Source organism: Burkholderia sp. DN3021, assembly GCF_049805555.1.
GTDB classification, from domain to species: Bacteria; Pseudomonadota; Gammaproteobacteria; order Burkholderiales; family Burkholderiaceae; genus Burkholderia; species Burkholderia pyrrocinia_C.
The window spans coordinates 110,224-133,669 of sequence record NZ_JBNCAB010000001.1 but is presented as its reverse complement, the minus strand read 5'-3'; the positions used below and the strand labels follow the sequence as shown (position 1 = coordinate 133,669).

Annotated in this window: 23 protein-coding genes; 15 read left to right on the top strand and 8 right to left on the bottom strand. The window is 64.0% G+C overall.

The genetic code is table 11. The features are described 5' to 3' along the window. Positions 1 to 197: 197 nt before the first annotated feature. A complete protein-coding gene (gene fdhA / locus ACPUER_RS00640; protein ID WP_027781331.1) occupies positions 198 to 1,394 on the top strand; it encodes a formaldehyde dehydrogenase, glutathione-independent in 1,197 nt (398 codons plus the stop codon). A gap of 100 nt (positions 1,395 to 1,494) precedes the next feature. Here the strand turns inward: fdhA and ACPUER_RS00635 are convergent, their stop codons facing one another. Then, positions 1,495 to 1,947 (bottom strand): helicase, encoded by a 453-nt coding sequence (locus tag ACPUER_RS00635; RefSeq protein WP_425130074.1) that lies wholly within the window; start codon positions 1,945 to 1,947, stop codon positions 1,495 to 1,497. Between ACPUER_RS00635 and ACPUER_RS00630 the strand changes: the two genes are divergently transcribed. Continuing rightward, positions 1,946 to 2,071, top strand: coding sequence for a hypothetical protein (locus ACPUER_RS00630; protein ID WP_425130073.1), 126 nt, complete (start codon positions 1,946 to 1,948; stop codon positions 2,069 to 2,071). The two genes, ACPUER_RS00635 and ACPUER_RS00630, sit on opposite strands and share 2 nt — an antisense overlap. A gap of 462 nt (positions 2,072 to 2,533) precedes the next feature. Here ACPUER_RS00630 and ACPUER_RS00625 read toward each other — a convergent pair whose 3' ends face one another. Continuing rightward, complete coding sequence (locus tag ACPUER_RS00625; protein WP_425130072.1) at positions 2,534 to 3,955, bottom strand: PLP-dependent aminotransferase family protein; 1,422 nt, start codon at positions 3,953 to 3,955, stop codon at positions 2,534 to 2,536. Positions 3,956 to 4,222: 267 nt separating this feature from the next. Here ACPUER_RS00625 and ACPUER_RS00620 point away from each other — a divergent pair, with 267 nt between their 5' ends. Beyond that, on the top strand, positions 4,223 to 5,635 hold the full coding sequence (locus ACPUER_RS00620) for a discoidin domain-containing protein (RefSeq protein WP_425130071.1): 1,413 nt from the start codon (positions 4,223 to 4,225) through the stop codon (positions 5,633 to 5,635). 235 nt (positions 5,636 to 5,870) lie between these two features. On the opposite strand, the gene ACPUER_RS00615 is transcribed toward ACPUER_RS00620, so the two are convergent. From ACPUER_RS00615 to ACPUER_RS00595, 5 genes are all read right to left on the bottom strand, one after another. Beyond that, entirely contained in the window at positions 5,871 to 6,335 is a 465-nt protein-coding gene (locus ACPUER_RS00615; RefSeq protein WP_425130070.1) for a hypothetical protein, read from the bottom strand. A gap of 72 nt (positions 6,336 to 6,407) precedes the next feature. Next, entirely contained in the window at positions 6,408 to 6,896 is a 489-nt protein-coding gene (locus ACPUER_RS00610) for a hypothetical protein (protein ID WP_425130069.1), read from the bottom strand. After that, positions 6,896 to 7,570, bottom strand: coding sequence for a M35 family metallo-endopeptidase (locus ACPUER_RS00605; protein WP_425130068.1), 675 nt, complete (start codon positions 7,568 to 7,570; stop codon positions 6,896 to 6,898). Before ACPUER_RS00605 ends, ACPUER_RS00610 begins: the two co-directional genes overlap by 1 nt. Beyond that, positions 7,557 to 8,108: a PAAR domain-containing protein gene (locus tag ACPUER_RS00600; RefSeq protein WP_425130067.1), complete on the bottom strand. Its 552-nt coding sequence runs from the start codon at positions 8,106 to 8,108 to the stop codon at positions 7,557 to 7,559. Before ACPUER_RS00600 ends, ACPUER_RS00605 begins: the two co-directional genes overlap by 14 nt. A gap of 10 nt (positions 8,109 to 8,118) precedes the next feature. Further along, positions 8,119 to 8,781 carry a hypothetical protein gene (locus tag ACPUER_RS00595; protein ID WP_425130066.1) on the bottom strand — a complete coding sequence of 221 codons (663 nt, stop codon included), beginning with the start codon at positions 8,779 to 8,781 and terminating at the stop codon, positions 8,119 to 8,121. A 256-nt stretch (positions 8,782 to 9,037) separates the two neighbouring features. On the opposite strand from ACPUER_RS00595, the gene ACPUER_RS00590 reads away from it, so the two are divergent. Further along, complete coding sequence (locus tag ACPUER_RS00590) at positions 9,038 to 9,196, top strand: hypothetical protein (RefSeq protein WP_175962226.1); 159 nt, start codon at positions 9,038 to 9,040, stop codon at positions 9,194 to 9,196. A gap of 73 nt (positions 9,197 to 9,269) precedes the next feature. Beyond that, on the top strand, positions 9,270 to 9,449 hold the full coding sequence (locus tag ACPUER_RS00585; RefSeq protein ID WP_175962227.1) for a hypothetical protein: 180 nt from the start codon (positions 9,270 to 9,272) through the stop codon (positions 9,447 to 9,449). A 50-nt stretch (positions 9,450 to 9,499) separates the two neighbouring features. On the opposite strand, the gene ACPUER_RS00580 is transcribed toward ACPUER_RS00585, so the two are convergent. Next, the gene (locus tag ACPUER_RS00580) at positions 9,500 to 10,525 is read right to left on the bottom strand and encodes a GlxA family transcriptional regulator (protein WP_175962228.1); all 1,026 of its coding nucleotides are present in this window, start codon (positions 10,523 to 10,525) and stop codon (positions 9,500 to 9,502) included. Between the two features lie 445 nt (positions 10,526 to 10,970). On the opposite strand from ACPUER_RS00580, the gene ACPUER_RS00575 reads away from it, so the two are divergent. The 10 genes from ACPUER_RS00575 (at position 10,971) to ACPUER_RS00530 (ending at position 23,411) form a co-directional block, all read left to right on the top strand. Next, positions 10,971 to 12,245 (top strand): serine hydroxymethyltransferase, encoded by a 1,275-nt coding sequence (locus ACPUER_RS00575; RefSeq protein ID WP_072441970.1) that lies wholly within the window; start codon positions 10,971 to 10,973, stop codon positions 12,243 to 12,245. A gap of 40 nt (positions 12,246 to 12,285) precedes the next feature. Continuing rightward, positions 12,286 to 13,257, top strand: a complete 972-nt coding sequence (locus ACPUER_RS00570) for a dipeptidase (protein WP_072441968.1) — start codon at positions 12,286 to 12,288, stop codon at positions 13,255 to 13,257. Positions 13,258 to 13,394: 137 nt separating this feature from the next. Then, positions 13,395 to 13,928 (top strand): DUF5943 domain-containing protein, encoded by a 534-nt coding sequence (locus tag ACPUER_RS00565; RefSeq protein ID WP_425130065.1) that lies wholly within the window; start codon positions 13,395 to 13,397, stop codon positions 13,926 to 13,928. A gap of 68 nt (positions 13,929 to 13,996) precedes the next feature. Next, positions 13,997 to 16,060 (top strand): NADH:flavin oxidoreductase, encoded by a 2,064-nt coding sequence (locus ACPUER_RS00560; protein ID WP_034180747.1) that lies wholly within the window; start codon positions 13,997 to 13,999, stop codon positions 16,058 to 16,060. A 2-nt stretch (positions 16,061 to 16,062) separates the two neighbouring features. Further along, positions 16,063 to 17,988, top strand: a complete 1,926-nt coding sequence (locus ACPUER_RS00555) for a (Fe-S)-binding protein (protein ID WP_175962230.1) — start codon at positions 16,063 to 16,065, stop codon at positions 17,986 to 17,988. A gap of 4 nt (positions 17,989 to 17,992) precedes the next feature. Continuing rightward, a complete protein-coding gene (locus ACPUER_RS00550; RefSeq protein WP_425130064.1) occupies positions 17,993 to 19,159 on the top strand; it encodes an electron transfer flavoprotein subunit alpha/FixB family protein in 1,167 nt (388 codons plus the stop codon). Then, complete coding sequence (locus tag ACPUER_RS00545) at positions 19,156 to 19,941, top strand: electron transfer flavoprotein subunit beta/FixA family protein (RefSeq protein ID WP_072441962.1); 786 nt, start codon at positions 19,156 to 19,158, stop codon at positions 19,939 to 19,941. Before ACPUER_RS00550 ends, ACPUER_RS00545 begins: the two co-directional genes overlap by 4 nt. 52 nt (positions 19,942 to 19,993) lie before the next feature. Next, entirely contained in the window at positions 19,994 to 21,235 is a 1,242-nt protein-coding gene (locus ACPUER_RS00540) for an aromatic ring-hydroxylating oxygenase subunit alpha (RefSeq protein WP_425130063.1), read from the top strand. Positions 21,236 to 21,265: 30 nt separating this feature from the next. Continuing rightward, entirely contained in the window at positions 21,266 to 22,414 is a 1,149-nt protein-coding gene (locus ACPUER_RS00535) for a hybrid-cluster NAD(P)-dependent oxidoreductase (RefSeq protein ID WP_310132329.1), read from the top strand. 133 nt (positions 22,415 to 22,547) lie between these two features. Next, positions 22,548 to 23,411, top strand: coding sequence for a glycine betaine ABC transporter substrate-binding protein (locus ACPUER_RS00530; protein WP_310132331.1), 864 nt, complete (start codon positions 22,548 to 22,550; stop codon positions 23,409 to 23,411). Positions 23,412 to 23,446 lie beyond the last annotated feature (35 nt).

Genomic DNA, 23,446 nt, shown 5'->3' with positions numbered 1-23,446 from the left:
CCGCCGCACACTGACTTTCCGTCGTTTTCCGCCCGGTTTTCGTATTTCCGCCATCGATGTCGGCGCCGTTCAAACGCATGTCGCGTTTGAGACATCGGCGCCCCTGCCTCCGGGACTACTCTCGAACAGCACGTTGCGTGCGCGCCGCATTGGCCGGCGCGCCGCCGCGCCATCCAACGAGACATGGAGACAATACGATGAGCAGCAATCGAGGTGTCGTCTATCTTGGACCGGGCCAGGTCGAAGTCCAGAAAATCGATTATCCGAAGATGGTCGATCCGAGCGGCCGCGCGATTGGCCACGGCGTGATTCTGAAGGTGGTCAGCACGAACATCTGCGGTTCCGACCAGCACATGGTGCGCGGCCGCACGACCGCGCCGGTCGGCCTCGTGCTCGGTCACGAGATCACGGGCGAAGTGGTCGAAGTCGGCCGCGACGTCGAGACGCTGAAGATCGGCGATCTCGTGTCGGTGCCGTTCAACGTCGCGTGCGGCCGCTGCGCGATGTGCAAGGACACCCATACCGGCGTGTGCCTGAACGTGAATCCTTCGCGTGCCGGCGGCGCATACGGCTACGTCGACATGGGCGGCTGGATCGGCGGCCAGGCCGAATACGTGCTCGTGCCGTATGCCGATTTCAACCTGCTGAAATTCCCCGACCGCGACCAGGCGATGGCGAAGATTCGCGATCTGACCTGCCTGTCCGACATTTTGCCGACCGGCTATCACGGCGCGGTGAGCGCGGGCGTGAAGCCGGGCTCGACGGTCTATATCGCGGGCGCGGGCCCGGTCGGGATGGCGGCGGCCGCATCGGCACGCCTGCTCGGCGCGGCCGTGACGATCGTCGGCGACATGAACGCGGAGCGCCTCGCGCATGCGAGGGCGATGGGCTTCGAGACGGTCGACCTGTCGAAGGACGCATCGCTCGGCGAACAGATCGAGCAGATTCTCGGCGTGCCCGAGATCGATTGCGCGGTCGACTGCGTCGGCTTCGAGGCGCACGGCCACGGTTCATCGGGCCACTCGGAGGAAGCGCCCGCGACGGTGCTGAACTCGCTGATGGAAATCACGCGGCCGGCCGGCGCGATCGGCATCCCGGGCCTGTACGTGACCGACGATCCGGGCGCGAAGGACAAGGCCGCGCAGCACGGCAGCCTGAGCATCCGCTTCGGCCTCGGCTGGGCGAAGTCGCATTCGTTCTTCACGGGCCAGACGCCGGTGCTGAAGTACAACCGCAACCTGATGCAGGCAATCCTGTTCGACCGGCTGCCGATCGCGAAGATCGTCAACGTCGAAGTGATCTCGCTCGACCAGGCGCCGGAAGGCTACAAGAAGTTCGACGGCGGCGCGCCGCGCAAATTCGTCATCGACCCGCACGGCTTGCTGGCGGCCTGATGCGCTAGTGTTCGATACGCGCAACGCGCAACGTGAAACGGGCGGCTCCGGAAACGGGCCGCCCGTTTTTGCTGTGGGCGCGAACGGCCGGACCGCACGCTCAGTGGCCGGCATAGAGCTTCGCGATGTCGGTTTTGTCGGATGCGTTGCGCCGCGAATGGCCGTGGCCATGGCCATGGCCGGTGTGCAGGCTCACACGACGGATCGCATGCGTGCGATGCGCGGGATCGCGGCTGCGTCGCCAGTCTTTCACGCGAACTACCTTGGTGTGGGTCCGGCCGGGCTCGCGAATCGACGGCGCGGCCTGCGCAACCGGCATCCGGTTTGCGGGTTCGCCGGCGCTCGGGCCGTCGCGTTGCGGATTGGCCGCCAGTTGCGTTCCGTCAGTCGAATGAAACGGATAGACGGGCACCGGCAACACCGGCAACACCGGATCGGGCGATGCATGCAGGCCGGACTCGGCTGCTGACGCGGCAGGCGTATCGGAGCCGCGACAAACGGGATCGGCTTTGCACGTCCGGTCGGCCGTCACGTAGCCACCGACCAGCAGCATGAGCGTCAGGATGCTCAGGATCGGTGCGCTCGATGCGCGAGGCTGCCGGAAGGCCGCGTTGCGCAGCGTACGCTCGACGCGCGACGACCAGGTGTGGAAGGACCGTGGCGCACGTATGGCGTGAGCGTCGTCCGATGCGCGGCGAATCGGATCGAACGGCCAGTTCCATCGGCCGCAGACGGGGCAGTGTTCGAGTGCGCGAAACGCCACGAAGCCGCATGCCCTGCAGCGGCAGCAAGCGGTATGTCGTGACTCGGCACGCGTGTTCAGCACGGCGCGCCAGGCATCGCGCGCGCGGACGTTCCGGATGGGCAGGACTCGCATGGTTCGAAGCGGCAGGTGTCATTAACGAGACGAACAGTCGCCGACGAGCGTGTTTTTTTCGAACGCGGCAATCGATCCACGCGCGCCGTCAGCCAGCGGAGCGCGCGTCGTCGACTGTCGTTCGCATGCGGTGCTCATGTGATTCTCCATAACATCGGACGCGTTGAACACGTTCGTCCGCGGCTGTCTTCTGCTTCATTTTTTGTCGCTCGCGCGCGAAACGCAAGGAGCATGTCGGTCTTCGCGATCCACACGTTCCGCGTTAACCGTCGTGCCGCTGCCGGGCCGCCAGCGTTCCGATGGTTTCCATCGCGCGCTCGACGGCGGGCGTCCACGGCCGGCCGTAGTTGAGCCGCAGATAACGGCGGAATCCGCCGGTCGCGGAAAAGATCGGCCCCGGCGCGATGCTGACGCCGCTTTCCATCGCATCGCCGAACAGGTGCATCGCATCCACGCGCGGCGGCAGTTCGATCCACAGGAAATACCCGCCGTGCGGCGCGAACACTTCGGTGCCGTCCGGAAAATACGCGCGAACGGCGGCGAGCATCTGCGCCTGGTGCGCGGCGAGATTGCGGCGCAGTTTCCGCAGGAAGCGGTCGTAGGCGCCGTCGCGCAGGTAGCTCGAAATCGCCATCTGCGCGGGCACGTCGGCCGCCGGTGCGCTCGCGCCTTTCGCCTGCCGGATCTGCCGCACGTAGCGTCCGGCCGCGACCCAGCCGATCCGGAACCCGGGCGCGAGACATTTCGAGAACGAACCGCAATGCAGGACGAGCCCGCTGTTGTCATACAGTTTCGCGGGGCGCGTGGGCGCCGTGCCGAAATGCAGTTCGCCGTATACGTCGTCCTCGATCAGCGGAACGCCGCGCGACGCGAGCAGGTCGATCAGCGCGTGCTTGCGCTCGTCGGTCAACGTCGCGCCGGTCGGATTGTGGAATGACGTCATGAACCAGCACGCGCGCACCGGATGCGTATCGAGCGCTTCGGCGAGCGCGTCGAGATCGAGACCGGTGCGCGGGTCGACCGGGATCTCGACGGCTTTCAGGTGCAGACGCTGCACGGCCTGCAGCACCGCGTAGAATGCCGGTCGCTCGATCGCGACGATGTCGCCGGGGCGCGTCAGCGCCTGCAGGCTGAGCGTCAGCGCTTCGAGCGCGCCGGTCGTGATGATGATCTCGTCCATCGGCAAGGCCGCGCCCGCGTTCAGGTAGCGCAATGCGATCTGGCGGCGCAGCGCGTCGTTGCCGGGCGGCAGGCCGGACAGCAGATTCGTGCGGTCCATGCTCCGGGCCGCCGACGCCACGTAGCGCCACAGGCTGCTCATCGGGAACAGCGAATAGCTGGCGAACGCCGAGCCGAGCGGGACGATGTCCTCGTGCTTCAGGGAGTCGAGCAGGCGGAACAGCGGATCGTCGTCGCCGGTTTGTGCGGCGGCCGGCTTGTGCGGGGGATCGTGACCGAACCGTACGTGTTTGTCTTCGAGGTTCGCAACGAAATAACCGGACCGCGCACGCGCGACGATCAGACCCTCGCTTTCGAGCGCGTAGTACGCGCGAAACACGGTGGACGGGCTCACGCGATGCGCGCGGCACGCGGCCCGCACGGTGGGGATGCGCGCACCGGCCGCCAGGTCGCCGCGCCGGATTGCGTCGGCTATCGTCTGCGCCAGCGCCGCATATCGCTTCATGCCAGCCCTCCGGCCGCTCGGGCCTTGCTGAAAAAAGAGTAGCACGGCACCCGTCGCGCGCAATTGCGCCCCAATCGCTGATCCGCAAGTTTTTGATGGACTTTGATCCTTTTCTTTCGTCTGACAAGCGGGCATGCTCTCGCAAGTTCTATTCCCGACGTCTGACTATGAAGGAGTCCACGCTGCCCGGCGGCTGATCCGTGACTCTTGCGCGTCCTGCGCGCGACCTTGTCTGCGGCGTCCTTACCTTACCCGGAATCATTCAGCGTGAAATCGAAGACCCTCATCGCGGGCCTGGCGGCCGGCCTCGCCCTCAACCTGTTCAGCGGCGCCGCCACGGCGGCCTGCGTCAGCAATCCCGCGGCCCAGCCGAACGCGACGTTTCCCGCCGCGCTGACCGGCAAGCTCGTCTATCACAGCTACGTGAAGTACGGCGACGGCACGAGCCAGTTGTTCCTCTACGACTTCTCGGCCCGTACGCTGACGCAACTGAGCAAGAGCACGTGGGGCATTACCGATCCGATGAACGGCGTGTTCAGCCCCGACGGCAAGTGGCTCGCGTTCATGGGCATCAGCAATGGCGCATGGAACGTGTTCATGCTGCAGCTCGGCGCCGGCACGCCGCCCGTCAACATGACGAACAGCACGGGCGCCACGCGCAACGAGGACCCGAAATTCAGCGCGGACGGCAAGACGCTCGTGTTCAAGCAGAACGGCGACGTCAAGCAGGCCACGCTGTCGTACACGAGCGCGGGCCCGGCGTTCACGTCGGTCGTGAGCCTGACGAACGCACCGGCCGGCACCGAATACTCGATGCCGTTTCTCGCGCCGGACGCGAGCGCCGTCTACTACGCGACCGGCACCGGCTCGAGCATGGGGCTGATGAAGCGCACGATCGCGACCGGCGCGACCGCCGTGTTCGATCGTCCGGCCGGGCTGCAGACGTACTACCCGATCGTGCGTGCGGACGGCATGGTGTTCTACGCGCGCTGGAAAGACAGCGGCGGGGCCGACCAGATCTATTCGAAGACCGCGGACCCGGCGTCGACGCCGAACGCGTTGTCGCTCAACGACTGCGTGAGCAACAACTCGGATCCGGCGCCGGTGAGCGGCACGAACTACCTGTTCTTCTCGTCGACGACGGCGGGCGGCTACCAGCTTTACGTCGGCGACGTGACGACCGGCCAGCGCTGGAGCCTGTCGCAGTTCGGCGTGAATGCCGATACGACGAAGGCCAAGCTCGGATCGAGCTACTACGGCGGCCCGGCCGCCGCGCAGCCGACGCTGCTGTCGCAAGGGCGTCCGGCTGCCGCATCGGCGAGCTACAACGCGTCGCTCACGCCCGACAAGGCGTTCGACGGCAACTCGACGAGCACGCGCTGGGATTCGCCGGAAGGCGCCGGTGTCGGTTCGCAATGGATCTCCGTGGATCTCGGTGCGGTGAAGCACATCGATCACGTCGATCTGTACTGGGATGCGGGCGCGCTGGTCTACCAGATCCAGACGTCGAACGACAACGCGAACTGGACGACGATCTATTCGACGAGCAACGGTGGTTCATATACCCACGTCACACTGCCGAATCTCAACGGCAGCGGACGTTACGTGCGGATGCTCGGCACGCAGCGCGCGACGCAGTGGGGTTACTCGCTTTACGAAATGCAGGTGTGGGGGTCGTAAGTGCACGCCGGAAACGGCCTTCAAAGTCGCTGCATGGTGTCGGTCTCCGTTGCTGCAGTGATGGCCGATACGTCGCAGATTCCGGTATCTCGATGTTTGGGAAAACGCAGGGGTGTGCAGTGTGTCAATCGCGGGCGATGGGCTGACCGGACGAGGGAAGAAAGGCGAACGCGCAGGAGACGCTGGAAGAAGACGGCCCGCTTCGCGCGGGCCGGTCCGAACGCTCCGTGCTACGTCAATGCGTCTTGGGTATCGGGTTCAGGTTCGGGCAGCAGTGATTCGGACACCCGGGGCCGAACGTGATCTCGACGCGCCGCCCGGTATCGTCAAACTCGCTGGCGGGAAACGGCAATTTGTAGATTCGTGCGATGACGGAATTTCGTTCGCCTCGAATCGAAAATTGATCCAATGCGGCTTTGACATTCGCTGCACGTCGTCGAGCAAGGGCTTTCGGGTCTCTCTCAGTCGGTTCCGCCAAACCGACAACCGAGACCACATCGACAATAGAAAAGCGATTGCGCATATCGGCTGACCACACTGACAGCTTCGCCAGCTCGGCGATAGATAGGTCGCTCGAATCATTGTCGAATCGAACGTCAAAATCCCAGCCTGGCAAGTTCGACGGACCATCGCACGCGAATGCCGTATGTGTGCAGCTCAACGCGAGCGCAACGGCAGTTAGCAATTTAGTCAATGTCAACGACGTACCCCGCAATGCTGTCGGCGTTGGGATAAGAACGTTTGCATACGCGGACGTTTCGTTCCATGGTCGTCAATTGATGGCTTTACTTCGTGGCGTAACGCGTGGATCGTTACACATCCATGCACAGCTACCTTTACATATCGGTGTAAATTCCACGATTACCTGATGAATGCTGACTGTGCCGTCGGGCCGTTTCTCCACCATTTCATCGGTAAATGTCTTTTTGTCGACGAAAATATTTTCGGCGCTGATGCCAAGTTTTCGTAGGTAAGATATCGTATTCTCGGCGCGTGCATCCTTTAGCTTCTCAATGTCTTTTTCGTGGATATAAGCGCCGGCAATTACGATTGCTTTAATTTTTACATCAGGCCATTTTTTGGCTTCAATAGCGCTATTCGCTATCGTCACTCTGTCTGCATTGGAAAATGTGGTTTTGTTGAATGGAAATTGCACCAGCGCTTCTTCGCCTATCGTACATGCAGTCGCAGCGCCGGACAGCATTGACGACAGCGCGAGAAGGTAGGCTGCAAAGCCGGATTTTAGTGGATTTCTGTTCATTATTTGACTATCTTGTCAAAGGTTGCAATGTAGCCGGTGATGCTGTCCGCGTTCGTGATGGCGAGATCTGGGTTCTGCATCGCAAATACTCGCATCCCAATTTCCGTGTCTCCATAGATGACGTCATCGGAATTGAATGTGTCGGTGTAGTGCGTACATTCGTGAATCAGAACCTTTATTTTTGCTGCATGGTACAGCTCGCCAAACGAATCGCTGCAAAATTTAGAATAGATGGCGATGCCCCGTTTATGGGAGTCGGGTTTGCATACGGCGGCATGATTTCGGCCGTTGTCCGGTACGACCGAGCAAGTTAGATTCTTGCTAACTCGGCTGTCCCATCGAACAATTTTTTCAGGAACCAGATCGTGCATCGCGGCAAGCAATCGTGGTAGTCCGGAAGATAACGTGCTGCGAATCCGTGCGTCAGCACGTCCAAAATAGATTGTGGCGCGCGCTTGTTCGTTCGCGTCCCATCGCGCTACCGCTGCAATCCGGTCTTTAATCAGCCTGACGGCCGCGTCGCGTGCGCGCATAACGGTCTCTGCGAACTGCTCATTGCTCATGTTTGGGCATATCGGCGTCGTGTTGATGTCGACATATACCTTAGAGCCGGGCGTCGTGTTTGTCGTGGCCGTGTTGTGTACCAACACGTAGTCGTCGTCAGGATTCGGCATTTCTGTTCCTCGCAATCTCGAACTTGAGCGATTCCGCATGCGCGGATATAACGCGCTGCGTATGGCCTGTTGCGTCTGTCTTGCCGGTAAATACCTTTCCGGATGATAAGCGAATCCGATAGCGGACATTCGCGAGCGGTCGTCCGCTATCTGCATCGCGCAACACGTATTGTTCGTCGTGGATGCTCGATGCCGGCGCGTGTCGCGTGGGCGCAAACACAGAGCGCGCGGCGAACGGGTTCGCCGCATTGCGGCCGCCGTCGCCACCGTAGAAGATTGTGCTGTCGCTACCCGCGATTAGTCGGTTTTGCCCGCATGGACAGAGTACGGCGTCACCCTCGAGAGCAACACATCGCCCGTGGTGAATCATGCGCTGCGCACTGCCCACTATCGGGAATGTCCCCTCGCAATTTCCGCATGTCGCCTTGTCGCCATCCAGGGCTACCTGTTTGCCGTGATTGAACATCGTCGACGTAACGGCGATGACGATGCCGCCCGTTGTCGTCGGGTCGCCGTTCCTGACTGCTCGTCGGCTCATAGTCGTTTCCTCAATCGAAGTTGGTAAAGACCCAATCGGCTGACTCGGGGTCATAGATCGCGAATTGATCGATCGCAGCGCCTTCAACAACGATGGTCGATGGCATATGTGCCAGTGCTTCGGCCTCTGCATCGGCTATCTGATCAGCGGTCCACGTATCCATTGCGTCAAGCGTCTCGCTGAACCCGGATAGTCCGGCCCGTAGATACGCTGTTTCGATGCGTTCGACCACGCTATCGGGGAAGCGGATAGTGAAGTGGTCGCGATGTTCGACCGGTACATCGAAGGATGCAGACGTGTAGGTCATTAGCGGATGACCCGCATCGGAAACCACCAAGCGACCCTCGGTCGCTCCATAGGCATAGTTCACGGCGACCGACAGTCGGCCATGCTGTTTCATAAAACGGCGGGTATCGACTTGCCGGAAATCGATTGTCCAAAAGTGATCGTCGCCGCGCACGAGTGCTCGGGAGCCCATGACTGCGTCAAGGGGCGAAAGGTATGTGCAAATGAACGGATCGCCAGTGCAGATCATTTGCATGTTGCCGCTATACATTGGATCGGTTGCATTGGGCGAACGGATCTGCGTGGTATGTAGCTGCTGCACCGTCGCGTAAATCGGGATCGAAGAGTGAAGAAAATACGGACAATCGGTGTGTTCTTTTCCTGTCATAGGCTCGGACATCCTATGTATGAACGAGCTATGGAAGGTCGCCGGTAACGATTGGTTTGTATATAGGACGAGTATGATTTATCGTTAGGAATACGACTAAAGATAAGATGAATTGACGATCGGAAATGCTGAGGTGAAGGATGAACGATCGATCGAGTATGGACGTCCACAAACCGAACGGGACGGTATGCCGCAATCTCGGATCTGATCGTTTGCTGTCGGCACTGCATGTCCACAAGTGGATGCAACTTGGTTCATGGAGCGCCGACCCAACGCATTGGGGACTCGATATTCAGCGTGTGCGGCGGAATGGATCGACTACGACTGCGACGACCTGGAAATGGGCACGCTGCGCCGCATCGACGAATCAATCGCAGCCAACGGTGTGCGCAACGCGGTCGTGATGGCGTTGTGACCTGTTCACTCAATCGAGGTTCGCGCTGCGCTCGATGCCAGAGAGGTTGCGACTCCAAGCAGACTGCGAACGCATGGCCGATGTGATTGCGCCTGTCGTCGCGCCGGGAGACGGTGTATGCGATCAGGTGATGGACGCGGAATTTCTGCTTTCAGAAATTTCCGGGCTTGGACGGGCGGCGCTGATCGGCGCCGCCCGGATCCCCGGAGAACGCCTCCTCTCAAACGAAAATGCCGGTCAGTTGATTAACTGAACGGCATCAGGATTCAAGGCCGCATGATTTTTTACCGCGCAGCGCGCGGTTCACGCATGCAGCACATGCGTCGGAAACGCCGGGCTCGCACTGGCGGCACCCTGCGCGAGCGGCGCGACCTGCTTGCGGCGCTCCCTCGTCGGCGCGACGCCGAACGAGTCTCGATAGCTCTTGCTGAAGTGGCAAGCCGACTGGAAGCCGCATGCCATCGTGATGTGCATGATCGACATGTCCGTCTGCAGCAGCAGCTCGCGCGCGCGGCGCAGCCGCAGTGTCAGGTAGTAGTGCGTCGGCGTCATCCCGAGGTGTTCGCGGAACAGCCGCTGCAATTGCCGCTGCGACATGTTCGCGAGTCGCGCGAGTTCCTCGCGCGACAGCGGCTCCTCGATGTTGTTTTCCATCAGCGAGATCACTTCGAACAGCGACTTGTTCGCCGAGCCGAGGCGCGCGACGAGCGGCATGCGTTGCTGCGCGCTGGTGTCGCGCACGTGTTCGACAATGAACTGCTCGGCGATCTGCGTGACGCGCGCGGTGCCCACGCGCGCGGCGATCAGGTTCAGCATCATGTCGAGCGGCGCGACGCCGCCCGTGCACGTGATGCGGTCGCGGTCGATCACGAACAGTTCCTTCAGGAAGCGCGTATCCGGAAACTCTTCCTTCAGCGCCGACATGTTTTCCCAGTGGATCGCGCATGCATAGCCCGCGAGCAGCCCCGACTTTGCGAGTGCATAGGTGCCCGTGCACAGGCTGCCGAGCGGGATGCCGGAGCGCGCGAAGCGGCGCAGCGTCGACAGATGGGCAGGCGTGGTCGCGCGCTGTACGTCGACACCGCCGCACACGAACACGATGTCGGGCTGCCCGACGCATTCGGCCGGGCCCGTGTCGACCGTGAGGCCGTTGCTCGCCGTGACCGGGCCGCCGTCCGGGCTGATCACCGACCAGCGGTAGAGCGGCTGGCCGCTCAGATAGTTCGCCATCCGAAGCACCTCGATCGCATTGGTGAACGCGATCATCGTGAAGTTCGGTAACGGCATGAACGCGAAGTGGGACAGCGACGCTGTGCGGTCGGGCGACATGGGGAGCTTCCTTGAATCTCTAATAGCTATAGGCCCGAGGCACCGATCGGGCTGCGGTATTGTGTGAGCGAGCGCAACAAGCGTGCCATACGGCTAAACCCTAGCTCCATACGTTGTCTGGGCGTAAGGCCGATGCTGCACTGCACCGTATCCGGGATACGTCGCACTTCGATCGGGCGGCACAGGCACTGCCGAAGTGCGTGTCCATAGGTGAACAGCCGTCGCCGTTTTTGTCGGTCACCCGAAAAAGCACGACCGATCACTTGTATAAAACGGACGCGCATGGCGGAAAAGGCAAAGAACGCGTCTAAATTCATCAATCCGCCGAAAATCCGAACGACAAGAATAGAGCCGTCGGCAGCCTTGCACTGGACAAGCAGGAAACCCAGGCAGAGCGGGCCTTGAGCTTCGGTTTCAGCCCTTTATTCTTCGTCACGGACGCACTATGTCGAACACCCAGTCTTTCTTCTCGCAGCCCCTTGCCGAGCGCGACGCGCCGGTGCGCAGCGCCATCCTGAAGGAACTCGAGCGTCAGCAGTCGCAGGTCGAGCTGATCGCGTCGGAAAACATCGTGTCGCGCGCCGTGCTCGAAGCGCAGGGCTCGGTGTTGACCAACAAGTACGCGGAAGGCTATCCCGGCAAGCGCTACTACGGCGGCTGCGAATTCGCGGACGAAGTCGAGGCGCTCGCGATCGAACGCGTGAAGCAGATCTTCAATGCCGGTTATGCGAACGTGCAGCCGCACTCGGGCGCGCAGGCGAACGGCTCGGTGATGCTCGCGCTGGCCAAGCCGGGCGACACGGTGCTCGGCATGTCGCTCGATGCGGGCGGCCACCTGACGCACGGCGCGAAGCCGGCGCTGTCGGGCAAGTGGTTCAACGCCGTTCAGTACGGCGTGAACCGCGACACGATGCTGATCGATTACGACCAGGTCGAGGCACTCGCTCACGAGCACAAGCCGAACCTGATCATCGCCGGCTTCTCGGCGTATCCGCGTGCGCTCGACTTCGCGCGCTTTCGCGCGATCGCCGACAGCGTCGGCGCGAAGCTGATGGTCGACATGGCGCACATCGCGGGCGTGATCGCCGCGGGCCGCCATGCGAATCCGGTCGAGCACGCGCACGTCGTCACGTCGACCACGCACAAGACGCTGCGCGGCCCGCGCGGCGGCTTCGTGCTGACCAACGACGAGGACATCGCGAAGAAGATCAACTCGGCGGTGTTCCCCGGCCTGCAGGGCGGCCCGCTGATGCACGTGATCGCCGGCAAGGCGGTTGCGTTCGGCGAAGTGCTGCATGCGGACTTCAAGACCTACATCGACAACGTGCTCGCGAACGCGCAGGCGCTCGGCGAAGTGCTGAAGGCCGGCGGCGTCGATCTCGTCACGGGCGGCACCGACAACCACCTGCTGCTGGTCGACCTGCGCCCGAAGGGCCTGAAGGGCGCTCCGGTCGAACAGGCGCTGGAGCGTGCGGGCATCACCTGCAACAAGAACGGCATTCCGTTCGACACCGAGAAGCCGACCGTCACGTCGGGCATCCGTCTCGGCACGCCGGCCGGCACGACGCGCGGCTTCGGCGTCGCGGAGTTCCGCGAAGTGGGCCGCCTGATCCTCGAAGTGTTCGACGCGCTGCGCGCGAACCCGGAAGGCGATCACGCGACCGAACAGCGCGTGCGCCGCGAGATCTTCGCGCTCTGCGAGCGCTTCCCGATTTACTGATCGACACCGACAAGACCAGAGACTCAAGCGAGAGGCAGATATGAGCACGCTGCATCAGGACAGCATCATCATCGACGGACTGAACATCTCGAAGTTCGAGAAGCCGGTGTTCGAAGACATGCGCAAGGGTGGCATCACGGCCGCGAACTGCACGGTGTCGGTTTGGGAGAACTTCACCAAGACCGTCGACAACATCGGCGTGATGAAGAAGAAGATCCGCGACAACGGCGAGCTGCTGACGCTGGTGCGCACGACGGACGACATCTTCCGCGCGAAGAAGGAAGGCAAGACCGGGATCATCCTGGGCTTCCAGAACGCGCACGCGTTCGAGGACAACCTCGGCTACATCGAGGCGTTCCACGACATGGGCGTGCGCGTCGTGCAGCTTTGCTACAACACGCAGAACCTGGTCGGCACGGGCTGCTACGAGCGCGACGGCGGGCTGTCGGACTTCGGCCGCGAAGTGATCACCGAGATGAACCGCGTCGGCATCATGGTCGACCTGTCGCATGTGGGCGGCAACACGTCGTCGGAAGCGATCGCGTTCTCGAAGAAGCCGGTGTGCTATTCGCACTGCCTGCCGTCGGGCCTGAAGGAGCATCCGCGCAACAAGAGCGACGCGCAGCTGAAGGAGATCGCCGATGCGGGCGGCTTCGTCGGCGTGACGATGTTCGCGCCGTTCCTGAAGCGCGGGATCGAGGCGACGATCGACGACTACATCGAGGCGATCGACTACGTCGTGAACCTGATCGGCGAAGACGCGGTCGGCATCGGCACGGACTTCACGCAGGATTTCGCGAAGGAATTCTTCGACATGCTGACGCATGACAAGGGTCGTTATCGCCAGCTGACGAACTTCGGCAAGGTGATCAACCCGGACGGCATCCGCACGATCGGCGAATTCCCGAACCTGACCGCGGCGATGGAACGCGCGGGCTGGAAGGAGTCGCGCATCCGCAAGATCATGGGCGAGAACTGGGTGCGCGTGTTCAAGGACGTGTGGGGCGCGTAAGCGCCACGCCGGCCGGACAGCCCCCAGCGATTCAACAATAAAAATCGGGACGTGCCCGCGCAAGCCGCGCGGGCACGCGGACGATGTCATGCCTGCGCGCCGAGACGCGCGGCCATTTTCCTCACGGAGTCACCACGATGCAACCGCAACTGCCGATCAACGTCGATCCCGATACCGGCGTCTGGACCACCGACGCGCTGCCGATGCTGTACGTGCCGCGCCACTTCTTCACGAACAACCACGTCGCGGTCGAGGAAGCGCTCGGCGTCGAAGCGTATGCCGAGATCCTCTACAAGGCCGGCTACAAGTCCGCATACCACTGGTGCGACAAGGAAGCGAAGCTGTACGGCCTGACCGGCATGGCCGTGTTCGAGCACTACCTGAAGCGCCTGTCGCAGCGCGGCTGGGGCCTGTTCTCGATCATCGAGGCCGATCCGGCCAGCGCGCGCGCGAAGATCGAACTGCGCCACTCGTCGTTCGTGCTCCAGCAGCCGGGCAAGGAAGGCAAGCTCTGCTACATGTTCGCCGGCTGGTTCGCCGGTGCGATGGACTGGGTCAACGACACGACGCCGGAAGGCAAGGGCGCGCCGCGCGCGCAATCGAAGGAAGTGCAGTGCGCGGCCGAGCATCACGACCACTGCGTCTTCGAAGTGTCGCCGATCGCGCATTGATGCCCTGATTCACCGACACCGAACAACACCCGCAACACGAGACATTCGAACGCCAGAGGTCGCCTGCGATGCGTTATCCCCACCTGTTCAAACCCATGCAGCTGAACCAGCTGACGCTGCGCAACCGGATCGTCAGCACCGCGCACGCCGAGGTGTATGCCGAGCCGGGCGGCCTGCCGGGCGACCGCTATATCCGCTACTACGAAGAAAAGGCGAAGGGTGGCGTCGGCCTCGCGATCTGCGGCGGGTCGAGCCCGGTGTCGATCGACAGCCCGCAGGGCTGGTGGAAATCGGTGAACCTGTCGAACGACAAGATCATCGATCCGCTCACGCGTCTCGCCGACACGATGCACAAGCACGGCGCGAAGATCATGATCCAGGCGACGCACATGGGCCGCCGTTCGTCGTTCCACGGCGAGCACTGGCCGCACCTGATGTCGCCGTCGGGCGTGCGCGAGCCGGTGCACCGCGGCAACGCGAAGATCATCGAGATCGAGGAAATCCGCCGCATCATCGGCGATTTCGCAGCAGCCGCGAAGCGCGTGAAGGCTGCCGGCATGGACGGCATCGAAATCTCGGCCGCTCACCAGCACCTGATCGACCAGTTCTGGAGCAAGCGCTCGAACCACCGCACCGACGAATGGGGCGGCAGCCTGGAGAACCGCCTGCGTTTCGGCATCGAGGTGCTGACGGCGGTGCGCGAGGCGGTCGGCAAGGATTTCTGCGTCGGCCTGCGCATGTGCGGCGACGAATTCCACGAGGACGGCCTCGATCACGAGGCGCTGAAGGAAATCGCGCAGGCGATGTCGGAGACGGGCCTGATCGACTACCTGAGCGTGGTCGGTTCGGGCGGCGACACGCACAACACGATCGCCAACTGCATGCCGCCGATGGCATTGCCGCCCGAGCCGTTCGTGCACCTCGCGGCCGGCATCAAGTCGGTCGTGAAGATTCCGGTGATGCACGCGCAGAGCATCCGCGATGCGGGCCAGGCCGAGCGCCTGCTCGCGAACGGCATGATCGACCTGGTCGGCATGACGCGCGCGCAGATCGCCGATCCGCACATGGTGATCAAGATCCGCGACGGCCGCGAGGACGAAATCAAGCAGTGCGTCGGCGCGAACTACTGTATCGACCGCCAGTACAACGGCCTCGACGTGCTGTGCATTCAAAACGCCGCGACGTCGCGCGAAGCGACGATGCCGCACATCATCGAGAAGTCGCGCGGCCCGAAGCGCAAGGTGGTGGTGGTGGGCGCCGGCCCGGCGGGCCTCGAGGCGGCGCGCGTCGCGAAGCTGCGCGGCCACGACGTCGTGCTGTTCGAGAAGAACGCGGAAGTGGGCGGCCAGGTGATGATCGCCGCGAAGGCGCCGCAGCGCGAACAGATGTCGGGGATCATCCGCTGGTTCGACATGGAAACCAAGCGCCTGGGCGTCGATCGCCGCCTCGGCGTCGCCGCCGACGAGAAGATGATCATGGCCGAGAAGCCGGACATCGTCGTGCTCGCGACGGGCGGTTCGAGCTTCACGTGGCAGGTGCCGGGCTGGGGCGTGGCCGAGGGCCTGGCCGTCAGCTCGTGGGACATCCTGACCGGCAAGGTCGAGCCGAAGCAGAACGTGCTGCTGTTCGACGGCGTGAGCACCCATGCGGGCGCGGGCGTGGCGGACTTCATGGCGAGCCGCGGCTCGAAGGTCGAGGTCGTCACGCCGGACGTGAAGGTGGCCGACGATTGCGGCGGCACGACGTTCCCGATCTTCTATCGCCGCCTGTACGCGCTCGGCGTGATCCCCACGCCGAACACGATGCTCGACCGCGTCTATGAAGAAGACGGCAAGAAGATCGCCGTGCTGCGCAACGAGTACACGGAAGAACTGGAAGAGCGTGCGGTCGACCAGGTGGTGATCGAGAACGGTTCGTCGCCGAACGACGAGCTGTACTGGAAGCTCAAGCCGGAATCGCTGAACCGCGGCCAGATCGATCCGCACACGCTGTTTGCGGCCGAGCCGCAGCCGTGCCTGTCGGAAGAACTCGGCAACGGCCGTTTCCTGCTGTTCCGTGTCGGCGACTGCATCTCGATGCACAACGTCCACGGCGCGATCTACGACTCGCTGCGTCTCGTGAAGGATTTCTGAAGATGAATCCGTCCCTCCTCATTACCGCACTGTTGTGGCTGTCGGTGGCGGGGCTCGCGTTCGCGGTCGCGAAGCGTTCGTCCTACTGGCGTCTCGGCCGGGCCACGGCGCCCGGCTCGTTCGGCGTCGCGAACCTGTTCGCGATTCCGAAGCGTTATTTCGTCGACCTGCATCATGTGGTCGCCCGCGATCCGTACATCGCGAAAACCCACGTCGCGACCGCCGGCGGCGCGATCGGCGCGCTCGCGCTGGTATTCGTCAACTACGGTCTTGCGATCTATTCGCCGTGGCTCGACAAGCTGATCTTCCTCGCGGCGCTCGCGATGCTGGTCGGCGCGGTGTTCGTGTGGCGCCGGCGCGCGGCGAAGGACGTGCCCGCCCGCCTGTCGCGCGGCCCGTGGAATACGCTGCCCTGGATGCTCGGTTCGTTCGCGCTCGGCCTCGTGCTGTTCATGCTGGTGCCGACCGGCGCGATGTCGGGCGCGTTCGCGGTGCTCTGCGCGCTGCTGATCGGCATCGGCGCATTCACGATGACGGTCGGCGCCGCGAAGGGCGGCCCGATGAAGCATGCGATCGCCGGCCTGCTGCACCTCGCCTTCCACCCGCGCCAGGAGCGCTTCGCGGCCACGCGCGAGTCGTTCACCGGCAACGGCACGGCCACGCCGCCGACCGCACTGAAGCTGCCGGACATCGAGCATCAGGAGTACGGCGTCGCAAAGCCGGTCGAATTCCGCTGGAACCAACTGCTGAGCTTCGACGCGTGCGTGCAGTGCGGCAAGTGCGAAGCCGCGTGCCCCGCGTTCGCGTCGGGCCAGCCGCTGAACCCGAAGAAGCTGATCCAGGATCTCGTGGTCGGCATGGCCGGCGGCACCGATGCGGCGTACGCGGGCAGTCCGACTCCGGGCCTCGCGGTCGGCCAGCATCGCGGCGAGCCGAACGGTCCGATCGTGTCGGGCCTGATCGAAGAGCAGACGCTGTGGTCGTGCACGACCTGCCGCGCGTGCGTGCAGGAATGCCCGATGCTGATCGAACACGTCGACGCGATCGTCGACATGCGCCGCAACCGCACGCTCGTGCACGGCTCGGTGCCGGGCAAGGGCCAGGAAGTACTGGCGAACCTGCGCGAGACGGGCACGATGGGCGGCTACGACACGGCCGCGCGCTACGACTGGTCGGTCGACCTGAGCGCGCCCGTCGCGCAGCCGGGCAAGCCGGTCGACGTGCTGTTCGTCGCGGGCGAAGGCGCGTTCGACATGCGCTACCAGCGCACGCTGCGCGCGTTCGTCAAGGTGCTGAACAAGGCGGGCGTCGACTACGCGGTGCTCGGCTCGACCGAGACCGACACGGGCGACGTCGCGCGCCGGCTCGGCGACGAGGCGACGTTCCAGCAGATGGCGAAGCGCCTGATCGGCACGCTCGGCACGCTGTCGTACCAGCAGATCGTGACGGCCGACCCGCACGTGATGCACAGCCTGCGCAACGAATACCGTGCGCTCGGGCTGCGCGTGACGGTCAAGCACCACACGACCTATCTCGCCGAACTGGCCGACAGCGGCAAGATCGCGCCGAAGGCCGTCGAAGCGCTGCGCGAGAAGCGCACCACGTATCACGACCCGTGTTATCTCGGCCGCTATAACGGCGAGACGGAAGCGCCGCGCAAGCTGCTGAAGACGATCGGCATCCAGGTCGTCGAGATGGAGCGCAACGGCATGCGCGGCCGCTGCTGCGGCGGTGGCGGCGGTGCGCCGCTGACCGACATCCCCGGCAAGCAGCGCATTCCGGACATCCGCATCGCCGACGCACGCACGATCGGCGCGGACGTGGTCGCGGTTGCGTGCCCGAACTGCACGGCGATGCTCGAAGGCGTCGTGGGCCCGCGCCCCGACGTGCTCGACGTGGCCGAACTCGTTGCCGCCTCGCTGGAGTGAATCGATGAATACGATCAAACGAATCGATCCGCGCCGGCCGTTCATCATCACGGCCGCGGGCCTGAAGCGCATCACGCTCGGCGAGGAAGGCAGCGCCGACGCGAGCGCCGCGCACTGGTCCGCGCACGGCCACGCGGCTGCCGCGAAGCCGCGCCGCGCGGTGCAGGAGCCGAAGCACACGATGCTGGTGGTCGCGCACGGCGAACGCGGCGCGCTCGACGAGCATGCACGGCAGGCGATTGCTGCCGCAGCATTGCTCGCCGATGTCCAGACCGAAGTCGCGCTGCTCGCATTCGGCGAATTGAAGGACGACGTGGCCGAACTCGGCGTCGACAAGCTGGTTGAACTCGCCGGCTTCGATCGCCGCGCATTCGACCCTGAAAGCGAATTGCAAGCGTTGCAGGCGTGTGTTGCAGCACTCGCGCCGAAGCACGTGTTCGTGCCCGACAACGCGACGGGCGACGGCGATCTCGGCCGGCGTTACGCGGCGGTCGCCGGCGCGAGCGTCGCGACCCACGTGGTCGAGATCGACGCGAAGCATGTCGGCGCGTATGCGCGGGCCGGCCGCGCGTTCGCGACGCGCGGGCTGCCCGACGTGATCCTGCTCGCGCAGAACGCGGTCGACGCGAAGCTGCCGTTCGTCGGCGCGGGCGAACGCCTGGCCGCCGATTTCATCCGCCCGGCCCATGATGCCGCGCAGCCGTATCGCGATCTCGGCCTCGAGGAAATCGATGCGGCGCGCGTCGCGCTCGAGGAAGCCGATTTCATCGTGTCGGCAGGCAACGGCGTGTCCGACATCGGCGCGTTCGAGCGGCTGGCCGGTGCGTTCGGCGCGGCGATCGGCGCGAGCCGCGTCGCGGTCGACAACGGCCACTTCACGCGCGACAAGCAGGTCGGCGCGACCGGCAAGACGGTCGAGGCGAGCGTGTATATCGCGTTCGGCATCTCGGGCGCGGTGCAGCATCTGCAGGGGATCAAGGACTGCCGCCACGTGATTGCGGTGAACCTCGACGGCAGCGCGCCGATCGCGAAGCGCGCGAACCTGACGGTGGTCGGCGATGCGCAGGCGACGATCGCCGCGCTGATCGAACAGGTGCAGGCCGCGCGGGTCGCGCGCGGACAATCGCCGGCCGCGGTCGGCAACCGTGAACCGGAAGGAGTCGCAGCATGAACGCCCCTCGCCAGTTGCAACGCATCGCGGTGCTCGTGTCCGTCGGCCGGCACCCGGTCAGCGGCGTCGCGCGCTACAGCCGCAACGACGCGGCTGCGCTCGAAACCGGCCGCCAGCTTGCGGAACGGCATCGCGCGCAGCTCGACGTGATCCACGCAGGCGACCCCGCGAACGCGGCGCTTGCCGAATATCTCGCGCTCGGCGCGCGGGAGGTCGAAGTGCTGGCCTGCCGCGACGGCGACGATGCCGTGCATGCGCTCGCCGCGCGCGTCGAAGGCTACGACCTCGTGCTGACCGGCACGCGCGCCGAGGGCGCGTACGACACCGGGATGCTGCCGTATCGCATTGCCGCAGCGCTCGGTTATCCGCTGGTCGGCTCTGCCGTCGACGTGACGGTCGAAGGCGGTCGTGCAGCCGTGCGGCAATTTTTGCCGAAGGGGCTGCGGCGCCGCGTCGACGCCGCGCTGCCGGCCGTCGTCGCCGTCCATCCGCTCGCCAATGCCGAGCCGCGCTACGCGTATGCGCGGCTGCGTGCCGGCGCGATCCGGCCGGCGCTCGCGGCGCCCGGCGCGGACGCCGACGCGGCCGCGTGGACGGTCGGTCCGGTTGAGCGTAAACCCGTAAAACTGGTCGCCGCCGAGAAGCGCTCCGGGCATGCCCGGATGCTGTCCGCGACGACGACCGAAAGCCGTGGCGGCAACGTCGTAAATGAAGGGAGTTCGGTCGAAAAAGCACAAGTGATCCTCGCGTATTTGCGCGAGCATCAGCTCATCGACTACTGATTTTGATGCCTGTCGGCAAGAACCCAGGGATGCAAGGAATCCGGAGCAAACGATGAAAGTATCGGCAGACATTCGTGCACTGATCGAGCGGCGCAAGGTAGGGCACAGCCTCGACGCACCGTTTTACACGAGCGAGGAAATTTTCGCGCTCGACATGGAGGCGATTTTCCGCCAGCACTGGATCCAGGTGGCGGTCGAGCCGGACATTCCCGAGCCGGGCGACTACGTGACCGTGGAGCTGGGGAGCGATTCGATCCTGATCGTGCGCGACGACGACATGGCGATCCGCGCGTTCCACAACGTGTGCCGTCACCGCGGCGCGCGCCTGTGCAACGAGGACAAGGGCTCGGTCGGCAACATCGTGTGTCCGTACCACAGCTGGACCTACAACCTGACGGGCCAGCTGATGTTCGCCGAGCACATGGGCGAGAAGTTCGACCGCTGCAAGCACAGCCTGAAGTCGGTGCACGTCGAGAACCTCGCGGGCCTGATCTTCATCTGCCTCGCCGAAGAGCCGCCGGTCGACTTCGCGAAGATGCGCGCCGAGATGGAGCCGTACCTGCTGCCGCACGACCTGCCGAGCACGAAGATCGCCGCGCAGATCGACATCATCGAGGAAGGCAACTGGAAGCTCACGATGGAGAACAACCGCGAGTGCTATCACTGCGTCGCGAACCATCCGGAGTTGACGATCTCGCTGTACGAATACGGCTTCGGCTACCAGCGTTCCGACGCCAACGCCGAGGGCATGGACGCGTTCGCGGAAACTTGCATCAGGCGCGGGAAGGAGTGGGCCGAGATGGGCCTGCCGTCCGCCGAGATCGAGAAACTGCTCGACGTGACGGGCTTCCGCACGCAGCGCCTGCCGCTCGACCGCAGCGGCGAATCGCAGACGCTCGATGCGAAGGTCGCGTCGAAGAAGCTGCTTGGTGGATTCGAGAAGGCCGATCTCGGCGGGCTGTCGTTCTGGACGCAGCCGAACTCGTGGCACCACTTCATGAGCGATCACATCGTGACGTTCTCGGTGATCCCGCTGTCGGCCGGCAAGACGCTCGTGCGCACGAAGTGGCTCGTGCACAAGGATGCGAAGGAAGGCATCGACTACGACGTGAAGAACCTCACGGCCGTGTGGAACGCGACCAACGACCAGGATCGTGCGCTCGTCGAATTCTCGCAGCGCGGCGCGAACAGCAGCGCGTATGAGCCGGGCCCGTATTCGCCGTACACGGAAGGTCTCGTCGAAAAATTCTCGTCCTGGTACATCGGCCGGCTCGCCGAAAAAACCGGCGCGTAGTCGTCAGCGGAACAGCAAGCGGAGTTAGACATGATGCGAGATGCGGCCCAATTCGAGCCGACGGACAGCCGGGTGACGCGCCCGGCGTTCTGGAACGCTCTTCCCGAGCGCTGGACGAGCGACGTCGAGGAAACGCTGGTGTGCTGCCAGGTGCGGCAGGAAACGCACGACGTGAAGAGTTTCTTCTTCCGTTCGCCGCAGGGTCGCGCGTTCTCGTTCGAACCCGGGCAGTTCCTCACGCTCGAGCTCGACATCGACGGCGAAACGATCAACCGCTGCTACACGATCTCGTCGTCGCCCGCGCGGCCGCACACGGTGTCGATCACGGTCAAGCGCGTGCCGGGCGGCAAGGTGTCGAACTGGCTGCACGACAACCTGCAGCCGGGCGCATCGGTGCGGGTGCTCGGCCCGGCAGGCGAATTCACGTGCGCGCGGCATCCGGCGCGCAAGTACCTGTTCCTGTCGGCCGGCTCGGGCGTCACGCCGCTGATGTCGATGAGCCGCGCACACCATGATCTCGCGGAAGACCGCGACATCCTGTTCGTGCACAGCGCGCGTACGCCGGACGACATCATCTTCGCGCGCGAGCTCGACCTGATCGCGTCGAATCACACGAATTTCCGCACGTCGTTCGTCGTCGAGCGCGTGGGTGCGCGCACCAACTGGCCGGGCGTCACGGGCTTCCTGACGCTGCCGCTGCTGAAGCTGATCGCGCCGGATTTCATGGAACGCGAAATCTTCACGTGCGGCCCCGCGCCGTACATGAAGGCCGTGCGCGACCTGCTCGACGAAGCCGGTTTCGATCGCAAGCAGTATCACGAGGAGAGCTTCTCGTTCGAAACGCTTGCGCAGACCGCGAGCGACGAGCTGCTCGCCGATCTCGCGCCGCCGGCCGAAGGCGGCGACGCCGGGACGAAGCAGTACACGGTCAGCTTCGCGAAAAGCAACCGCGAGATCGCGTGCGGCTCGGAGCAGCATGTGCTCGACGCGGCGCGCCAGTCGGGCGTGCGGCTGCCGGCCTCGTGCACGCAGGGCATGTGCGGCACCTGCAAGGTGAAGCTCGTGTCGGGGCAGGTCGAGATGAAACACAACGGCGGCATCCGCCAGCGCGAGATCGACCAGGGGATGGTGCTGCTGTGCTGCAGCAAGCCGCTGACCGATCTCGTGATCGACAAGTAGTCAAAACGCGCCATCGGCTGTCCGGGCGCGTCGCGTCCGGACAAGCATCCGTCGGAAAACAACGATACCGCGGATTTGTGGTTGAAGAACCTAGAGAGGCAACGCGCGCAGGCGCATATCAAGGAGATCGACCATGAAGTTGTTCGGAAAACTGTTGTGGACCGGCGCACTGTCGGCAATGGTGGCATTGAGCGCGTCCGCGCTTGCCGATACGAAGCCGACGCTGAAGATCGGCTATGTCGAAGGCTGGGACGACAGCGTTGCCACGTCGAACGTCGCGGCCCGCGTCATCGAGAAGAAGCTCGGCTACCAGGTCCAGCTCGTGCCGGTCGCTGCCGGGATCATGTGGCAGGGCGTCGCGCGCGGCGATCTCGACGCGACGCTGTCCGCATGGCTGCCGGTCACGCACGGCTCGTACTGGGATGAGTACAAGAGCAAGGTCGTCGACCTCGGCGCGAATTTCCCGGATGCGAAGATCGGCCTGATCGTGCCCGCGTACGTGAAGGCGAAGAGCATCGACGACCTGAATGCGGAGAAGGCCAGTTTCGGCGGCCGGATCGTCGGTATCGATGCGGGCGCCGGCGTGATGCGCAAGACCGACGAAGCGATCAAGAGCTACGGGCTGAACTACACGCTGATGCCGAGCTCGGGCAGCGCGATGACGGCCGAGCTGTCGCGTTCGGTCAACGCGAACAAGCCGGTCATCGTGACCGGCTGGGCGCCGCACTGGATGTTCGCGAAGTGGAAGCTGCGCTTCCTCGAGGATCCGAAGAAGGTATTCGGCGGCGCCGAGCACGTCGACAGCGTCGCGAATCCGGGCCTCGAAACGAAGGCCAAGCCGGTCGTCGCGTTCCTGAAGAAATTCCAGTGGAAGCCGGGTGAAATCGACAGCGTGATGCTGGCGATCCAGAACGGTTCGAAGCCGGAAGCGGCCGCCGACGCGTGGATTGCGGCGCATGCCGACCGCGTGAATTCGTGGACGGAAGGTGCGCAGTAAGCACTAAGCGCTTTGTCGTACGAAGCGCCATAAAA

Coding starts and splice junctions, on each gene's coding strand:
- ACPUER_RS00545 (WP_072441962.1), top strand. CDS start 19,156: ATGAACGCCCCTCGCCAGTTGCAACGCATCGCGGTGCTCGTGTCCGTC.
- ACPUER_RS00565 (WP_425130065.1), top strand. CDS start 13,395: ATGCAACCGCAACTGCCGATCAACGTCGATCCCGATACCGGCGTCTGG.
- ACPUER_RS00575 (WP_072441970.1), top strand. CDS start 10,971: ATGTCGAACACCCAGTCTTTCTTCTCGCAGCCCCTTGCCGAGCGCGAC.
- ACPUER_RS00555 (WP_175962230.1), top strand. CDS start 16,063: ATGAATCCGTCCCTCCTCATTACCGCACTGTTGTGGCTGTCGGTGGCG.
- ACPUER_RS00625 (WP_425130072.1), bottom strand. CDS start 3,955: ATGAAGCGATATGCGGCGCTGGCGCAGACGATAGCCGACGCAATCCGG.
- fdhA (WP_027781331.1), top strand. CDS start 198: ATGAGCAGCAATCGAGGTGTCGTCTATCTTGGACCGGGCCAGGTCGAA.
- ACPUER_RS00590 (WP_175962226.1), top strand. CDS start 9,038: ATGGAGCGCCGACCCAACGCATTGGGGACTCGATATTCAGCGTGTGCG.
- ACPUER_RS00530 (WP_310132331.1), top strand. CDS start 22,548: ATGAAGTTGTTCGGAAAACTGTTGTGGACCGGCGCACTGTCGGCAATG.
- ACPUER_RS00595 (WP_425130066.1), bottom strand. CDS start 8,781: ATGACAGGAAAAGAACACACCGATTGTCCGTATTTTCTTCACTCTTCG.
- ACPUER_RS00535 (WP_310132329.1), top strand. CDS start 21,266: ATGATGCGAGATGCGGCCCAATTCGAGCCGACGGACAGCCGGGTGACG.
- ACPUER_RS00560 (WP_034180747.1), top strand. CDS start 13,997: ATGCGTTATCCCCACCTGTTCAAACCCATGCAGCTGAACCAGCTGACG.
- ACPUER_RS00585 (WP_175962227.1), top strand. CDS start 9,270: ATGGCCGATGTGATTGCGCCTGTCGTCGCGCCGGGAGACGGTGTATGC.
- ACPUER_RS00635 (WP_425130074.1), bottom strand. CDS start 1,947: ATGCTGCTGGTCGGTGGCTACGTGACGGCCGACCGGACGTGCAAAGCC.
- ACPUER_RS00605 (WP_425130068.1), bottom strand. CDS start 7,570: ATGCCGAATCCTGACGACGACTACGTGTTGGTACACAACACGGCCACG.
- ACPUER_RS00580 (WP_175962228.1), bottom strand. CDS start 10,525: ATGTCGCCCGACCGCACAGCGTCGCTGTCCCACTTCGCGTTCATGCCG.
- ACPUER_RS00600 (WP_425130067.1), bottom strand. CDS start 8,108: ATGAGCCGACGAGCAGTCAGGAACGGCGACCCGACGACAACGGGCGGC.
- ACPUER_RS00630 (WP_425130073.1), top strand. CDS start 1,946: ATGAGCGTCAGGATGCTCAGGATCGGTGCGCTCGATGCGCGAGGCTGC.
- ACPUER_RS00550 (WP_425130064.1), top strand. CDS start 17,993: ATGAATACGATCAAACGAATCGATCCGCGCCGGCCGTTCATCATCACG.
- ACPUER_RS00610 (WP_425130069.1), bottom strand. CDS start 6,896: ATGAACAGAAATCCACTAAAATCCGGCTTTGCAGCCTACCTTCTCGCG.
- ACPUER_RS00570 (WP_072441968.1), top strand. CDS start 12,286: ATGAGCACGCTGCATCAGGACAGCATCATCATCGACGGACTGAACATC.
- ACPUER_RS00540 (WP_425130063.1), top strand. CDS start 19,994: ATGAAAGTATCGGCAGACATTCGTGCACTGATCGAGCGGCGCAAGGTA.